Genomic DNA, 16,624 nt, shown 5'->3' on the forward strand with positions numbered 1-16,624 from the left:
AAGCCCTGGTAAGGTTCCTCGCGTATCATCGAATTAAACCACATGCTCCACCGCTTGTGCGGGCCCCCGTCAATTCCTTTGAGTTTCAATCTTGCGATCGTACTCCCCAGGTGGGACACTTATCACTTTCGCTTAGTCACTGAGCCAAAACCCAACAACTAGTGTCCATCGTTTACGGCGTGGACTACCAGGGTATCTAATCCTGTTCGCTCCCCACGCTTTCGTCCATGAGCGTCAGTATATACGTAGTAGACTGCCTTCGCAATCGGTATTCTGTGTAATATCTATGCATTTCACCGCTACACTACACATTCTATCTACTTCCGTATAACTCAAGTCAACCAGTATCAAAGGCAGTTCTATAGTTAAGCTATAGGATTTCACCTCTGACTTAATTGACCGCCTGCGGACCCTTTAAACCCAATGATTCCGGATAACGCTTGCACCCTCCGTATTACCGCGGCTGCTGGCACGGAGTTAGCCGGTGCTTATTCTTACAGTACCGTCAGCACTCTACACGTAGAGCGGTTTCTTCCTGTATAAAAGCAGTTTACAACCCATAGGGCAGTCATCCTGCACGCGGCATGGCTGGTTCAGAGTTGCCTCCATTGACCAATATTCCTCACTGCTGCCTCCCGTAGGAGTCTGGTCCGTGTCTCAGTACCAGTGTGGGGGATAATCCTCTCAGACCCCCTACCTATCGTTGCCATGGTAAGCCGTTACCTTACCATCTAGCTAATAGGACGCATAGTCATCTTGTACCGATAAATCTTTAATTAAATCCCGATGCCGGAATTTAACATTATGGAGTATTAATCTTCATTTCTAAAGGCTATCCTCCTGTACAAGGCAAATTCTATACGCGTTACGCACCCGTGCGCCGGTCGTCAGCAAGTAGCAAGCTACTCCTGTTACCCCTCGACTTGCATGTGTTAAGCCTGCCGCTAGCGTTCATCCTGAGCCAGGATCAAACTCTTCATTGTATAATCTTTAATATTATGTAATGTCAAGTCTTCAAAAGAATTTCAAGTGAAACATCTTAATAAGATGCCTCTGTGGTAATTCTACTCTTTGTTTATTTAATCTCTTAAATTACGCTGTCAATTTCAATATTTTCAATGAACTTTGTTTACCGTTCTTTTTAGTCTTCTAAACCTAAATCCCAATAAACTTCTTGTTGAAATGTTAGAATCGAACTAACTGATTTTTTTTACTTCAAATCATTCCAAAATTTCTGTGATCGTGTTGCTCTCTTAAAGCGGATGCAAAGATATAAACTCTTTTAAAACTGACAAACTTTTTTTTAAAAAAAAGTTTCTTCAAAACTCTAAAGAAATCTCTGCAATAAATTAATGAACTTGCCGTTAAAATCGGATGGCAAAGATACCGCTTTTATTTCTTCCTAAACAAGCTTTTTTTAACTTATTTTTTCAACTCCCTAATATCTCTTAATCCAACCCTAACCTCAATGAACTTGCTAACTCTGTATCTGCGTTTCCGTGTTAGCGGCTGCAAACATACAACCATTTTTTAGCCCCACAACACTTTTTTAAAGTTATTTTAAAACTCCCGTAATATATCCTCAAAAAAACCTAGATATCAAGCGATTGTATGACTAAGTTTTTTTGACCTTTTTTAATTTCTCAGGCTTTGCCTTCTTCTTCTTCCTTTTCGCAAACATTTCTTTATATACATTTACATTAATAGCTCCCTTTCTATCCGATACAATCTTCCTATATTCTTTTTTCAATTTAGGCTCTTGATACGCTAATATTTCATTTATATAAGCTCGTTGTATAACATCTTCTATTAAGTAATCCTCGTTTTCACTCTCAGGTTTATATTCCGACTTCAAAGATAGCTTGAAGAGATTTGCAGTTGTATTATACCAAAAGGCCTTCCAACCACTTCGCAACTCCTTTATATTATTGAAAGCTGTCTTTCCTGTTTGCCTATGAATTAGTTTAAGTAAAATCCGACCTTCTGTCCTTGTTAATTTTTTCAACCTCTTGGTGAGCTCTTTTTCCAAATAAGATTGAACCGTTTTTATATATTTCTTTTTCTTTCTTTTAGAGGTAATCTTATCTAATCGTACATTTAAACTATCTAACCTCTTTGCAGCGAGTATAGCGTAAGGATATGCTTTATAAACTTTACGCTTAAACCAAAGGTAATATCTTACATCTACACGCGAACTAAATTTATGCTTAGGAAGTATTGCGACCTCATTTAAATGTATCATTAAAGAATCTGCATCAATTAAAGAATAATACTTATCTTTAAAATTAGGAGCCTGATCCTTTTTCTGAGCATGCGCCATTAAACCAACAAACAGTATATATATGACTACAATTTTTTTCATTTTTATAAACTCTACTATATTGTATTTAAACCAGTGTTAAAGGTAATTATTTTAAATCTTACACTATTTCAATTTTAACTTTTTTATTATTTATATTTGTTTTTATGGAACAAGTTAGGGCATACGATGCTATTAAAGCTTCTCTTGAAAGCTCTTTGAAACTGGAAGACAGACTAGTAGTTGAAGCTCCTCTTCAGATAAATATCAATAATCAACCATATACCGTTGTAATGCGAACACCGGGAGATGATGAATATCTTATTCGAGGGTTGCTATTTGCAGAGGATATTTTCAAAAAGCAATTTTCTTTTAACCTTGAACGAGTTGATGATGATCATGAATATTTCAATAATATACTCAATGTTATTATTTCGAAAGATGATTTAGGAAAAGGGTATTTAAACAAAAGAACACTGTTATCCGTATCCTCTTGCGGGATATGTGGTAAGAAAGAAATTGAAGACCTAAAAGTTGAAGGAAAAGCACTTCATAATCAAATATCATTATCTTTAGTTGAAATTCAAGCAATGTTTGATATAATGATTGAGCAACAAAACACGTTTGAATTAACTGGAGGGAGTCACGCTTGTGCTATTTTTGATAAAAGTAAAAACATCATTACCTTAAAAGAAGATATTGGAAGACATAATGCTGTAGACAAATGTATCGGGCATTTATTAGAATCAAATAAATTAAGCGAAGCTACAATTATGCTAGTAAGTGGTAGAGTCTCTTACGAAATAGTAAGCAAGGCCTTTTTTGCCAAAACCCCAATAATCGTGGCCGTATCTGCATGCTCATCTTTGGCAGTAGATTTTGCCAAGGAGTTTGGCATTTGTCTTATTGGTTTTACCCGACAAAATAAAATGACGATATACTCAAATCCTCAATATATATTATAATGAGTACAAAAAAAACAAACGCACAACCACCTGAAGAGCTTACAGGTATTAAGCTAACAGATATTCCTAAAAAAGCAGTAGGTACAACCGCCATAAAATCAGCATTGAAGCATGTTGTTTCTGAAACAGGGCTTGGTAAAAGTATTGGTTTGTTAAAAAACATGAATCAGAAGGATGGTTTTGATTGTCCGGGTTGTGCGTGGCCTGATCCTGATGAAAAAAGAGCATTTTTAGCTGAATATTGCGAAAATGGAGCAAAAGCCATAGCAGAAGAAGCTACAAAAAACAAAGTCAGCCCTATGTTTTTTGCTACTCATTCCGTTCAAGAATTATCAGAATGGTCTGACTATAACATCGGAAAAAGTGGTAGAATTACTGCTCCTATGCTTTTAAAGGAGAATGCCACTCATTATGAAGAAATATCATGGGATAATGCATTCTCTCTTATTGGAGAACAATTAAACGAACTAAATTCTCCAGATGAGGCTATATTTTATACCTCGGGAAGAACAAGTAACGAGGCAGCTTACCTTTATCAGTTATTCGTTCGTCAATTTGGAACGAATAATCTTCCTGATTGTTCAAACATGTGTCATGAAAGTAGTGGTAGCGGATTATCCGAAACTTTAGGTATTGGTAAAGGCTCTGTTACTCTTGATGATTTCGATCATGCAGATTTAGTTATTGTCATTGGCCAAAATCCTGGAACCAACCACCCACGAATGTTGACTGCTCTAGCAGAAACAAAAAAGAAAGGGGGGAAAATAATGACTATCAACCCTCTTCCTGAAGTGGGACTAATGAATTATGTTGATCCTCAAAATCCTCTAAAATGGCTTGGCTCTGGTCAAAAGTTAACAGATCAATTCCTTCAAGTTAAAATAAATGGAGATGTTGCTTTATTAAAAATTATTATGAAATTAATGAAGCAAAAGGAAGAAGAACAACCTGGATCCGTATTTAATCATGATTTCATTAAATCACAAACTCATGGTTTTGAAGAATTAATGAACGATCTTGATTTTCATTCTATTGAAGAACTACTACCTCAAACAGGCTTAACTCTTCCTGAAATTAAGAAAGCTTCAGAACTAATTGTGAATAACGATAAAATTATTATTTGTTGGGCTATGGGGCTCACTCAACATAAAAACGGAGTAGATAATATAAGAGAGATCGTTAATTTACTTCTTTTAAAAGGGAGTATAGGAAAAAAAGGAGCTGGAACATGTCCTGTGAGAGGGCATTCGAATGTTCAAGGAGATCGTACAATGGGGATATGGGAAAAACCAAAACTACCTTTTTTAAATGCTTTGGAAAAGGAGTTTAATTTTATAGCTCCCAAAAAACATGGATATGATGTTGTAGATGCAATAGAAGCTATGCATGCCAATAAAGCGAAAGTATTTATTGGAATGGGAGGCAATTTTGTATCAGCTACTCCCGATACCGAATATACTGCCGATGCTTTGAGAAATTGTAATTTAACTGTTCACGTTTCAACAAAACTAAATCGAAGCCATTTAATTCATGGTAAACAAGCCCTAATCCTACCTTGCTTGGGTAGGTCTGAAAAGGACATACAAAATAGTGTAGAACAATTTGTTTCTGTCGAAAACTCCATGGGGGTAGTTCACCAATCTAAAGGCCATTTAAAACCTTGTTCTTCTTTATTATTAAGTGAACCCAAAATTGTAGCTGGTATCGCAGAGAAAACTCTTAAAAAATCCAGCGTTAAATGGAGCAATCTAACTTCTAACTATGATTTAATACGAGATAAAATTGAAGCTACCATAAATGGTTTCAATAATTATAATAAAAGAGTTCGTGAAAAAGGTGGTTTTTATCTTCCCAACAATGCCAGAAAAGCAGACTTCTCTCCTACTTCAACAGGGAAAGCTAATTTCACATTAAATAAACCTTCTGATATTAAACTAAAAGAAGATCAATTTATATTGATGACTATCAGAACTCATGATCAATACAATACCACAATTTATGGATTACATGATAGATATCGAGGCATCATGAATGAAAGAAGAGTTATTCTAATGAATTATGAAGACATGAAAAATTATGATCTTAAAAAACTTGATAAGGTCGATTTAATTAGTCATTACGAAGATCAAAAAAGAATTGCAAAACAATTTCTTGTGATACCTTATAGTATTCCGAAAAACTGCGTAGCTACTTATTTCCCAGAAGCCAATGTATTGGTTCCAATAAAAAGTAAGGCTCGTATTAGTAATACACCTGCTTCTAAAGGAGTTATCATTAGCCTGAAAAAATGTAGTTAAAAAAGATTTGTATTTTAGTACCCGAAACCAACTTTAAATATTAAAGCATGCCATTTATTGAAGAAGCGAAGTATCAATTGATGCAAGAAGATATTGATGCCACAAAACTTAAACTTGAAGAAAGAGAAAAAGAACTAACAGATTTAAATGAAAGTGTTCAGCATCAAAAGCAAAAATCTAGAACTATAGCAATAGTGTTAGGTCTGCTTTTAGGCCTTTCTCTAGGCATTGTATTTATTGTACTCAAAAACAATAATTTTTCAGCTGGTGATTTAACAGCTGATACAAAAATTGACGTAGCCAAAATAAAAGCAGAAGAAGCAGAACGTGTAATAGACAGCATTTCTAATGCAGTAAGCAACAACTCTGGGTTAGCGGCTAACGATTTAAATCAAGAAGATGTAAATTTAGATGATGAAATGGCTACCATTGAAGAAAACAATAACGGACAAACAGTGTATTCCGTTCAAATTGGAGTTTTTTCGAAAAATAAATATCCTTTACTGTCGGAAAACTCGTTAGCTGGAATTGCCTCAAAAAACAGTGAATATTTTAAATATTCTTTGGGTATATTTGCATCTCTTGCTGAAGCGAAAAAGCTAAAATCTGAATTAGTGAAAATTGGCTTTAAAGATGCTTTTACCGCATCTTATATAAATGGAGAACGACAACAAATACATCACTAAATAACAAACACCAATTCATGTTTAAAAGCATAATAAAAAAAGTACTCATGTTTAATTTAACATTGAGTGCTTGTTTTTTTTACGGACAAGAACAACCAATAAATCCCAAAATTCAAAATGCCTTTGGTCAACTAGACTATCTATCCATTGCAATGCCAGAAAATGAAGTCAATATGGATTTTTCAGGTATTCATTATAACTTAAAAATTAATGATTGGAGTTATGCTGGTGTTGGTATTTATGGTTCTATTGGAGGAATCCGAGGAGGATTTTTTACTTTAGGAGTCAATGCTGGAATTCAAAAAAAACTGATTGATAATTTCTTTATTGATACTGGTATTCACTTTGGTGGTGGCGGTGGTGCTTCAGCTCCCGATGGTGGTGGCGCCTTTATTCTTCCTCATTTCAATTTAGGTTATGATTTTAAATACTTTTCTACGACAGCAGGATATAGTTATATTAACTTTTTTGATCAAGGGTTAATTAAAAGCAGCCAGTTTAATGTAGCTGTGCAAATTCCTTTATCTTTCAAACACTCTAACTTCGAAAATTCAGAAAAAAGTTTTTCTTTAGATGAATTAGGAGAAACCAAATGGAATGGTAAGAGTAATAGAAACTCTCTTTTCGTTCATTTAAACAACTTAAAGGTTACTAAAGGCAACTACGAGGGAAGAACTATTCGGTTAGCTGGTTTCGAATACAACTCTTATTTTAATGATAATTTCTTCTACTATGTTAAAGCTGATGGTGCTTATCAAGGGATAAAGGCTGGTTATATGGATGTCTTTATCGGTGCTGGATATCACTTCGGAATGAATAAAAACAGAACCAATATTCTAGCTAAATTCGGTATTGGTGCTGGCGGAGGTGGTGGTGTTGATACTGGAGGAGGTTTTTTAATTTATCCAGATATTTCTCTAGAACAAAAATTGTTTGATAATGTATATGTTTCAATAGATAAAGGATATATTATGAGCCCTGATAGTCGTTTTGCTTCTTCTTCTTTTGGTTTTGGAGTAAAATATTATGTTGATAGAGATGGAACCAACTCTAAAAATAATTCATTCTCTTTTGGAAAGTTAAAGGGACTTGAAACTATTATTAAACATGATATCTATTCTAATGCTCAAAGAGATACAGGTATTAAGCAAGATATGCATCAAATATCATTACAAATCAACTTTTTCTTAAATGAACATATCTACGCTGCTGGTCAAACAGCCTTTGCTAATTTTGGAGACGCTGGCGCATATGCAGAAGGAATTGTTGGTTTAGGAATTAAATCTAATCGTTTCTTTAATAATTCAACCTATATATTCACGCAAATGTTAGGAGGAGCTGCCGGTGGTGGCGGTATTAGCACTGGCCAAGGCTTGATCCTTAAACCCAGTTTAGGTTTAGATTTTAAACTGAATCAGAATCTAAGTATTCGAGGGGCTGCTGGATATGTAAAAGCAAAAGGAGGAAGTTTAAGTACCTCTTTCTTCAACTTAGGAGTCAACTATAGTTTTTCATTTTTAAGTATGAAAAAGTAACATTCATAAAAACAGCTACGGCCGCAAGGTCGTAGTTGCTTTATACTTCAATAGTCGTTTTCTTTTCTTTTGACGATGTAAAAACATAAGTAAATAACCACATTAATGTAAATGTTGGTATCACATCTAAACCAGGCATTGCTTCTTCAATAAAAGTAACAGCCGCAGCTATTTTACCTTTGTTTCCCTTGTACATTTTTGCCATTAAAAAGGCAGCAGCCGGAGCCCAAACGACATCAGTTATTTCACCTAGTCCAGGAAACAGAAACGATAGGTATCCTATCGCATCAAATAACAAACTTAAAGCTAGTTTTAAAAATTTATTCTCTTTATTCATATTTATTGTTAGATATTACATGTGTTAATGAGCAAAATTCAAGCCAAAAAATTGGTTTAACCTCTTTAAAAATAATATGTTTGTCAGAAATTATGAAAGTACTATGTTTTTTTCAGATTTCATAAATCAAATAGATCATTTTCAAGAGCGTTCTCTAGGAGGCCTTAATTCTCATTTTAAATTAGCACCTGAGATTAGAAAAAAATATTCTGAGGAAATGATTCTAGATAAAAAACCCAGAAGAGCTGCTGTTTTGGCTTTGTTTTTTCCAGATGAAAATAATCATACCAAATTTTTGCTAACGCAAAGAGCTAGTTACAAAGGCACTCATTCTGCACAAATAAGTTTTCCTGGAGGTAAATATGATTTAAACGACTTTGATTTAAAGGAAACGGCTTTAAGGGAAACTGATGAAGAAGTAGGTGTTTCTAATGAAAAGGTTAACGTTATTCGTCGACTTTCTGACACATATATTCCGCCCAGTAACTTTTTGGTAGCTCCTTTTATGGGCTATCTTGATTTCAAACCACTTTTCAACCCTAATTATGAAGTCGCCAAAATAATTGAAGTTTCTTTAGATGATTTATTAGACGAATCTAACCTTGTTTATACTTCTCTGAGTACTTCATATATGGATGATATTGAAGTACCTAGCTTTAATTTAAATAATTACACTGTTTGGGGAGCTACGGCAATGATGTTATCAGAAATTAAAGATTTAATAAAATAATAACATTCTTCTTTTTCTTTTGTAATTTAGCAAGCTACTAATAAAAACCACTTATATGCCCCTTTTTAAAAGGAATCCGTTTGGACACATTTTATGGATAAAAAAATGGCTAATTCGTATTTTAGGCGTTATCTCTCATGGTAGGTACCGTAGATTTAACGAACTTCAAATCGAGGGATCTGAGATTATTCGTCAACTTCCTGAACACAACGTTCTTTTTATATCCAACCATCAAACATATTTTGCTGATGTAGCGGCTATGTTCCATGTATTTAATGCAGCCCTTAAAGGTAGAGTTGATAATATTAAAAATATTGGATACATCTGGAATCCGAAGCTTAATGTGTATTATGTTGCGGCTGGTGAAACAATGAGAGCTGGAATTTTACCTAAAATATTTGCCTATACTGGATCCGTTTCAATTGATAGAACTTGGAGAAGCTCTGGAAAAAATGTTAACAGACAGGTTAAATTATCTGATATTTCAAATATTGGTAAGGCGTTAGACGATGGCTGGGTTGTTACCTTTCCGCAAGGAACAACTACTGCTTTCAAACCAATTAGAAGAGGTACTGCACATATTATAAAAACATTTAAACCTGTAGTTGTCCCTATTGTTATTGACGGATTTAGGAGATCTTTTGATAAAAAAGGTTTACAGATTAAAAAACGTAATGTTTTACAGTCAATGATCATTAAAGAGCCTTTGGAAATTGACTATGATAATGAAAATATAGATAGTATTGTTGAGAAAATTCAATACGCCATTGAGCAGCATCCATCCTTTTTAAAAGTGCTTACTCCTGCCCAAATTAAAGAACAAGAAGAACTTAACGAAAAACGTAAATTTTGGAGCTAATATAGCTTCGTTTTTTATAAAAAAAATCAAAATATTTATTATGGCTTCGACATCAATTTTAAATAAAAAATCTATTGACTTTTTAGAGAAATATCTAAACAATGCCGCTCCAACAGGTTATGAATGGGAAGGGCAAAAAATTTGGATGGAGTATCTAAAGCCTTATGTCGATGAATTTATAACTGACACTTATGGTTCTGCTGTTGGTGTTATTAACCCTGATGCCAAATACAAAGTTGTCATTGAAGGACATGCTGATGAAATTTCTTGGTATGTAAACTACATTTCCGATAATGGACTAATTTATGTCATTAGAAATGGAGGTAGTGATCATCAAATTGCTCCAAGTAAAATTGTAAATATTCATACGAAGAAAGGAATCGTAAAAGGTGTTTTTGGATGGCCTGCAATTCATACCAGAAACAGAGCTAAAGAAGAAGCTCCAAAACCGGACAATATTTTTATTGATTGTGGATGTACTACCAAAGAAGAAGTTGAGGCTCTAGGTGTGCATGTTGGCTGCGTTATTACTTACCCTGATGAATTTCACATATTAAACGAAAACAAATTTGTTTGTAGAGCACTAGATAATAGAATGGGTGGGTTTATGATTGCTGAAGTGGCTCGTCTATTACATGAAAATGGTAAAAAGCTTCCTTTCGGTTTATATGTTACCAATTCTGTTCAAGAAGAAATTGGTTTACGAGGAGCTGAAATGATCACACAGACAATAAAGCCAAACGTTGCCATTGTAACCGATGTTACTCATGACACCACTACTCCAATGATCGACAAAAAGAAAGAAGGTCATTTAGAACTTGGTAAAGGACCTGTAGTTGCTTATGCTCCTGCTGTACAACAGAAATTAAGAGATTTAATTATTGATGCTGCTGAAGCAAATGAAATTCCTTTCCAACGTTCTGCGTTATCTAGAGCCACTGGAACAGATACTGATGCTTTTGCTTATAGTAACGGAGGAGTTGCATCGGCACTAATCTCACTGCCCTTACGATATATGCACACCACGGTTGAAATGGTTCATAGAGAAGATGTAGAAAATGTGATTAAAATGATATATGAAAGTCTTCTCAAGATTGAAGACGGAGAAGATTTTTCTTATTTCAAATAAAAACATAAAAACGCCATTGAAATTTCAATGGCGTTTTTATGTTTTAGGGCAACAAGCTCAGTTAATCACTTAAAACATTTACCTGATGTAAACCATAAATCTTCAAAATATGAACTCTACTAAAATACTTGGTTTACGAACCACTATATATAAAGTAACCGATATGTCAAGAGCAAAAGATTGGTACTCTAAAGCTTTTGATACCGTTCCTTATTTTGACGAACCTTACTATATTGGTTTTAATATCGGTGGTTTTGAACTCGGTTTGCAACCAACAGAAAATTTAATTTCAGAAAACACAGATAATGTTGCTAGTTATTGGGGAGTTGAAAACATTGAAGAGGCTTATGCTACATTTGTTAATCTTGGAGCAGAAGAACACGAAAAACCTTTTAATGTTGGAGGACCAATTGTAACGGCAACTGTAAAAGATCCTTTCGGTAATTTAATTGGCTTAATTTATAATCCAACTTTTAAAGCTCAATAAAGGATAAAACACTATATATTTAGATGGACGAAATCATTGACATTTTTGACGAAAATGGTAACTATACTGGTAATACCTGTTTAAAATCGGAAGCTCATAAAAATGGCTACTTTCATCAAACGATTCATGTTTGGTTATATACTTCTGATAACAAAATATTACTACAAAAAAGAGCTTTGACTAAAAAGGTATTTCCTGGCCTCTGGGATATCTCGGTTGCCGGGCATATTGCTGCTGGTGAGAAAATTGAAATAGCGGCCTTAAGAGAAATTAAAGAAGAAATCAATTATTCATTAACCTCTGAAAAACTCCTTAAAATTGGTACTAGAAAACATCAAGTAAATCATGCTAATGGAATTAAGGACAACGAATTTCATCATATATATATCGCAGAATTAACCGTCGATATTCATCATTTAAAGCTCCAAGAATCGGAGGTAGATGATATCAAACTTTTTGAGCTAGATATCTTAAAAAACACAAGTAAACACGAAAACATATTATTACCCCAATATCACGATTACTATAGTTTTGTTTATGATGAAATACTAAAAAGAATTCAAAATTCCTGAAATAAAAAAGCTCAGCAAGTTGTTGCTGAGCTTTAACATTTTAATCTATTACCTTGGGTAAAAGAATTGTTATTTTTGTTCCTTTCCCCAGTTCACTTTCAAAAGTTATACTTCCATTATTCTTTTTCACTAATGTTTGACAAAGTAAAAGTCCTAGTCCTACACCTTTTGATCGATCAATTTTATCTATTGAGAGATCCTTTAAAGAGTTAATTTTCTGTAGTTTCTCTTTAGTAATACCTTGACCAGTATCTTCTAATATTATAAATGCTTTAGTATCGGAATGTTCACCTGTTTTAATTGTTACTTGTCCTTTACCTCCCATATATTTCAGTGCATTATCTAACAAATTGCGTAAGACTATTTTGATAGATTCTTTATCAAAATCAGCCAATATATTCTCCAGTTCAGATGTAACAGTAATTTCTCTAGCATTTAGTAGCGTTTCATAATCATGTAAAATATGTTGTATTAACGGTCGTAATGCATACTCCTTTGTATCAAAAACAAGTTGATTACTCTGTTCTAAAGACCAATGCAAAACATTATTTAACAAATGACTTGTACTATCTGTAATGACTATTGCAGCTTCATTTGCTTTTTTAATTCCTTCAAAATTCTTCGATTCTATATGATTACTTAAGTCTATATGTTGACTTTTAATTGTATTCATAGGAGATCTTAAATCATGAGACACAACGGAAAATAGATAATCTTTCGTTTTATTTGCCAAATTCAAATCTTCTTTTTGCTTGGTAATCAAATAATTTTGTTTTTTGAGTTTTCGATATAAAAACCCTAAAAAACCAATAAAAACAACCAACCCAGAAGCACCTACCAACAATCCATTTTGAACTAATTGTTGTCTTTTTAGCTCCTCATCTTGAAGCGTGATTTCTTGTTGTTTCTGCGCTACAGCTATTTGCTTGTCTTTCTCTGTTAACTCAACAATATTGTCTCTATCCCAAATAGAATCCCTTAGTTTATCATATTCATCAAAATATTGTAAACTTTTTTCAAAATTCTTCCGATCTTTTTCAATAACCGCCATATTTTTGGTTGCGTCTCTTCTTAGGTTGAAATCAGAATATTTTTTGGAGAGTTCGTAAGCTTCTCTAAACAAAGGAATAGCAATATTATCTTTATATTGGACATAATATGCATTAGCCATGTTTATTTTCGTTCTTATTGTTGAAAAAGTATCTTTCTTTTTTATTAAAGCTAACTCCTTGTCAAAATATTCTTTACTAAGGGTAAATTCCTTCTTATGTAAATAAGTTAATGCAATATTATGATAAACTGTTTTAACATATTCAGAATCAAACTTTTCATTATGATCTAACCATTTGTTAAAAAAAAATATAGCACTATCATACTTTTTCAGCCCCAGATAAATCCTTCCCAACTTCATTGTTTTCAATCCCAAGTAGCTTCTCATACTTTTAATATTATCCAAAGCCTTTGAATTCATCCCCTTCCTTAATGCTACTACAGATTGAATATAATGAAGTATAGATTTTTTTCTTTCTTCTGTTTCCAGCAATAAAGCTTTAGAAGAGTACAAAAAGCAAGAATCATATTTTTTTTGTTGGTAAAATGAATATGATTTACAGAATAAATCAACTGTATTACTCTTACAAATTATCTCCGCATCAGATCTCAATTTTTTAAGTCCTTCCTGAGACCATAAAGAAACTGAAAATAAAAGAATCGTTAATCTAATCATCTGTATCCGCTGGAACAGTTACAGTTCCTCTATCCGTTTCAGGGTCTTCATTTTCATCTCGAACCCAAATAACATCAGCATATTGACTATCTTTAATCGTGTAAGCAAATTGTAGATAACATAAAAAATATTTTTCAACATTCTTAACATCACATCTATAATCGAAGCGGAACTCTCTTCCTTGAACAGTAGTATATTTATTATCCTTCCCTAAAATTTTTACAGGATTAACTCCATTATAATTTAAATAGACATTATCGTCTAACTTTATACCGCTAGTATTTTCGACTTGCGATAATTGAGCGTCTGGTAAATAAGTTAATACTGTAACCGTGTAAGAATCATCATTTCCTTGGTTTTCAGGAGAAGAAATGTTTACTGAAGGCCCATCAGCCATTTTATCAGCATCTATTTTTTGCTCTAATTGAGTATAATTAATCAATTTCATTGTAATACTCTTCGACTCAATGATCCCCTCATTAATTGTAGTGTTGTCCATAGTAAATTAGTTTTCTTGATTTGACAATGACTCAAATTTACAATAAAAATTGAATTATGGTGAGAAATTAGGTTTTGTTTATGTTTTAGAGAGAATTTACACTTTTTCTGTTTTTAGAGGAATCTTTAATTTTATTGTAGTTCCAAAATCAATCTTTGCTAAAACTAAAAATTCTCCTTTCATTTCTTCGACCCTAGACCTCATATTGCTTATTCCGATTCCCTCCTGTGATAATAATTGGAGGGCAAACCCTAAACCATCATCCTTTAACTCTAAATGCATCGATTTATCAATTAATTCAATCTTTAATTGAACTTTATCCGCCTTAGAGTGCTTAATGATATTCTGAAATGCTTCTTCTAAAACTCTTAAAACTTCAAACTTTATTTTGCTAGTTACAAAATTTAATTTCTCAGGTTTAGAAAAATCCAAAGAGTATTCAAAATTACCTATTAAACTTTTCTTTTGAATCATCTTTTCTATCTCATTAAAAAAATCTATTTCAATACCTACTGGTTTGTTTAATCTATGTGAAACATCTCGTATCTCTTTTTCAATATCCTTTAATTCGTTTAAAAATTGTTCATATTTTTCTAAGGTCTCCTTGTCAGTTTTTAATTCCATAAAACCTAGACCAAATCGAACACCAAATAACTTCCCCAATATTCCGTCATGTAATTCTTTGGATATTCTATTTCTTTCTTTATTCGTTTTTTCCAAAGTTTCTAGTTTGTTCTCATAAATAATTTTTCTTCTTCTTATCCAAAAATAAACAAGGATAACAACTATTAGAAAACTCGACACAAGCATTACCAATATCTTTTCTAAGCTTTCTCTTTTAAGCTCTTCTTCCTTTATTAAAATTTCTCTATTCTTTTCTGCCAAAGCAAGTTGTTTGTCTTTTTCTGTAAGCTCCCATACTTTATCTCTATTCCATATGGAATCATTCCATTTTATAAACTCTTCATAATACTGAACACTTTCTTTATAATTTTTTCTGTTTTTTTCTATAACAGCAATATTTTTTGATGTTACTCTTTTCTTTTTTAAATCTGAAAACATATTTGCTAAATTATATGATTCATAAAATAGCGGAATAGCAATACTATCTTTATATTGATTATAATAAATATTAGCAAAATCCATTTTTAGCGATATTAATGTTGCAGTATCCCCCTTTTCAATAAGCCTTTCTTCTTTCTTCATATACTTCTCCGCTTCAATATAATTTTTATTTAACAAATAACATATGGAAATATTGTGAAGGACAGTTTTTATAATATTGCGATTAGATCTCTCACTCTCCTTCATCCAGAAAGAATAATTAAATAATGCAATGTCATAGTTTTCTTTCATAGTATTTATATACCCTAACCAAAATCTCTTTAAATTTCTATAATTACTAGAATCACTGATTGTCCTAAAGTTCCTTAGAGATTTATCTAGCATACTTTTCTTTGCCGCGGAGACCCCTTGCAAATAGTTCAAAATTTCTATTTTATCATTGTTTATTTCCGACTTAATTTCATTCTTTCTAAGACAAATGGAACTATATAAATAACAGGAATCATGATTCTGTTCTAAATAATACTTAAATGCTTTATTAAAATGTTCATCCCCATCTTTCATATATAAGTTAGCCCTACTTTTTAATAACTCTAATTCCGTTTGAGCGACGGCATTTATTTGAATTATTAAAAGAAATAGTAAACTAGCTATGTTAATTATTTTTTTATCCTTCAATCGTTCGAAATGTTAGGTTTATTCTAGGTCTATGTACTTTTTTTGTTGGAGGTAAGCGATGCAACCAATGTGTTTGAGTGGTATCTTTCATAACCAATAAAGAACCATGCTGTAAAACTAGAGAAACGACTTCCTTAGATTTCTTATGCTTAAAGGCAAACTTACGTTCCGCACCAAAAGTAACCGAAGCAATCGCTCCATTCTTTTTTAAATCTTTTTCCCCGTCCGAGTGCCAAGCCATTCCTTCTGATCCATCATGATACAAGTTTAACAAACAAGAATTGTACGTTTCTTGGGTCTCCTTTTCTATTAACTTCTTCAATTCCAATAATTCTTTATTAAACGGTAATGCCGTTTTGGTTGTATTAGAATATGAATATTCAAATGGTTTTTCTGCATACCAAGCCACCTTTCTCTTGGTTACCATTCGTTTTCCAAAAATAATTGCCTCATCATTTCTCCAGTCAATAGTATTCAACAATTGTTTATAATATATTTCTGATTCATCCTTACTAATTACAAGTCCATAATATAGAACAGTACCATCTTTTGGCAATAAGTTTCTAGGGGTATCATTGAATTGTGAAAATAAATCCATTGTTTTACTAATTTTGAGCGTTGAGTGTTCAGTTATCAGTTATCAAATTTACGTTTTTCGTTCCATAATTAGAGCTATTTTTTATTGTTGACAACTGGACTACTTTTTGCTTGTTTGTTGCGGTTCGGTTTTTTATTTTTGTTGAGAAAATAATTCAGCTTT

Annotated in this window: 15 protein-coding genes and 1 rRNA gene (1 of these 16 running past the window's edge); 9 read left to right on the forward strand and 7 right to left on the reverse strand. The window is 32.8% G+C overall.

The annotated features are described in order from the left end of the window. Both BLW23_RS05395 and BLW23_RS05400 read right to left on the reverse strand, forming a co-directional pair. Nucleotides 1-983 (reverse strand): 16S ribosomal RNA (locus BLW23_RS05395); it reaches 539 nt to the left of the window's first position. A 632-nt stretch (nt 984-1,615) separates the two neighbouring features. Beyond that, nucleotides 1,616-2,362 carry a DUF4294 domain-containing protein gene (locus BLW23_RS05400; protein WP_093668189.1) on the reverse strand — a complete coding sequence of 249 codons (747 nt, stop codon included), beginning with the start codon at nt 2,360-2,362 and terminating at the stop codon, nt 1,616-1,618. Nucleotides 2,363-2,466: 104 nt separating this feature from the next. Here BLW23_RS05400 and fdhD point away from each other — a divergent pair, with 104 nt between their 5' ends. Genes fdhD through BLW23_RS05420 form a run of 4 tightly spaced genes read left to right on the forward strand, consistent with a single transcriptional unit; the run spans nt 2,467 to nt 7,782 of the window. Then, nucleotides 2,467-3,264 carry a formate dehydrogenase accessory sulfurtransferase FdhD gene (gene fdhD, locus BLW23_RS05405; RefSeq protein WP_093668190.1) on the forward strand — a complete coding sequence of 266 codons (798 nt, stop codon included), beginning with the start codon at nt 2,467-2,469 and terminating at the stop codon, nt 3,262-3,264. Then, entirely contained in the window at nt 3,264-5,561 is a 2,298-nt protein-coding gene (locus tag BLW23_RS05410; protein WP_093668191.1) for an FdhF/YdeP family oxidoreductase, read from the forward strand. The genes fdhD and BLW23_RS05410 overlap by 1 nt, the downstream gene beginning before the upstream one ends. Nucleotides 5,562-5,608: 47 nt before the next feature. Continuing rightward, entirely contained in the window at nt 5,609-6,247 is a 639-nt protein-coding gene (locus BLW23_RS05415; protein WP_093668192.1) for an SPOR domain-containing protein, read from the forward strand. A gap of 47 nt (nt 6,248-6,294) precedes the next feature. Beyond that, nucleotides 6,295-7,782 carry a hypothetical protein gene (locus BLW23_RS05420; RefSeq protein ID WP_255362738.1) on the forward strand — a complete coding sequence of 496 codons (1,488 nt, stop codon included), beginning with the start codon at nt 6,295-6,297 and terminating at the stop codon, nt 7,780-7,782. 40 nt (nt 7,783-7,822) lie between these two features. Here BLW23_RS05420 and BLW23_RS05425 read toward each other — a convergent pair whose 3' ends face one another. Continuing rightward, the gene (locus BLW23_RS05425; protein WP_093668193.1) at nt 7,823-8,119 is read right to left on the reverse strand and encodes a hypothetical protein; all 297 of its coding nucleotides are present in this window, start codon (nt 8,117-8,119) and stop codon (nt 7,823-7,825) included. A gap of 76 nt (nt 8,120-8,195) precedes the next feature. On the opposite strand from BLW23_RS05425, the gene BLW23_RS05430 reads away from it, so the two are divergent. The 5 genes from BLW23_RS05430 (at nt 8,196) to BLW23_RS05450 (ending at nt 11,896) form a co-directional block, all read left to right on the forward strand. Beyond that, nucleotides 8,196-8,849, forward strand: coding sequence for an NUDIX hydrolase (locus tag BLW23_RS05430; RefSeq protein WP_255362739.1), 654 nt, complete (start codon nt 8,196-8,198; stop codon nt 8,847-8,849). Between the two features lie 55 nt (nt 8,850-8,904). Next, complete coding sequence (locus BLW23_RS05435) at nt 8,905-9,708, forward strand: lysophospholipid acyltransferase family protein (protein WP_093668195.1); 804 nt, start codon at nt 8,905-8,907, stop codon at nt 9,706-9,708. A 40-nt stretch (nt 9,709-9,748) separates the two neighbouring features. After that, nucleotides 9,749-10,837 carry a M42 family metallopeptidase gene (locus BLW23_RS05440; protein ID WP_093668196.1) on the forward strand — a complete coding sequence of 363 codons (1,089 nt, stop codon included), beginning with the start codon at nt 9,749-9,751 and terminating at the stop codon, nt 10,835-10,837. Nucleotides 10,838-10,946: 109 nt separating this feature from the next. Beyond that, nucleotides 10,947-11,324: a VOC family protein gene (locus BLW23_RS05445; RefSeq protein WP_093668197.1), complete on the forward strand. Its 378-nt coding sequence runs from the start codon at nt 10,947-10,949 to the stop codon at nt 11,322-11,324. A 23-nt stretch (nt 11,325-11,347) separates the two neighbouring features. Further along, nucleotides 11,348-11,896: an NUDIX hydrolase gene (locus tag BLW23_RS05450; protein WP_093668198.1), complete on the forward strand. Its 549-nt coding sequence runs from the start codon at nt 11,348-11,350 to the stop codon at nt 11,894-11,896. Nucleotides 11,897-11,936: 40 nt separating this feature from the next. Here the strand turns inward: BLW23_RS05450 and BLW23_RS05455 are convergent, their stop codons facing one another. The 4 genes from BLW23_RS05455 to BLW23_RS05470 all read right to left on the reverse strand — a co-directional run bounded on the left by BLW23_RS05455 (nt 11,937) and on the right by BLW23_RS05470 (nt 16,462). Further along, the gene (locus BLW23_RS05455; RefSeq protein ID WP_093668199.1) at nt 11,937-13,622 is read right to left on the reverse strand and encodes an ATP-binding protein; all 1,686 of its coding nucleotides are present in this window, start codon (nt 13,620-13,622) and stop codon (nt 11,937-11,939) included. Then, nucleotides 13,615-14,121, reverse strand: coding sequence for a hypothetical protein (locus BLW23_RS05460; RefSeq protein WP_093668200.1), 507 nt, complete (start codon nt 14,119-14,121; stop codon nt 13,615-13,617). Before BLW23_RS05460 ends, BLW23_RS05455 begins: the two co-directional genes overlap by 8 nt. Before the next feature lie 96 nt (nt 14,122-14,217). Then, nucleotides 14,218-15,864 (reverse strand): sensor histidine kinase, encoded by a 1,647-nt coding sequence (locus BLW23_RS05465; RefSeq protein ID WP_093668201.1) that lies wholly within the window; start codon nt 15,862-15,864, stop codon nt 14,218-14,220. After that, nucleotides 15,854-16,462, reverse strand: coding sequence for an alpha-ketoglutarate-dependent dioxygenase AlkB family protein (locus BLW23_RS05470; RefSeq protein ID WP_093668202.1), 609 nt, complete (start codon nt 16,460-16,462; stop codon nt 15,854-15,856). Before BLW23_RS05470 ends, BLW23_RS05465 begins: the two co-directional genes overlap by 11 nt. Nucleotides 16,463-16,624: the final 162 nt, after the last annotated feature.

Origin of the sequence: Tenacibaculum sp. MAR_2009_124, from assembly GCF_900105455.1 — a bacterium.
Classification (GTDB): domain Bacteria; phylum Bacteroidota; class Bacteroidia; order Flavobacteriales; family Flavobacteriaceae; genus Polaribacter.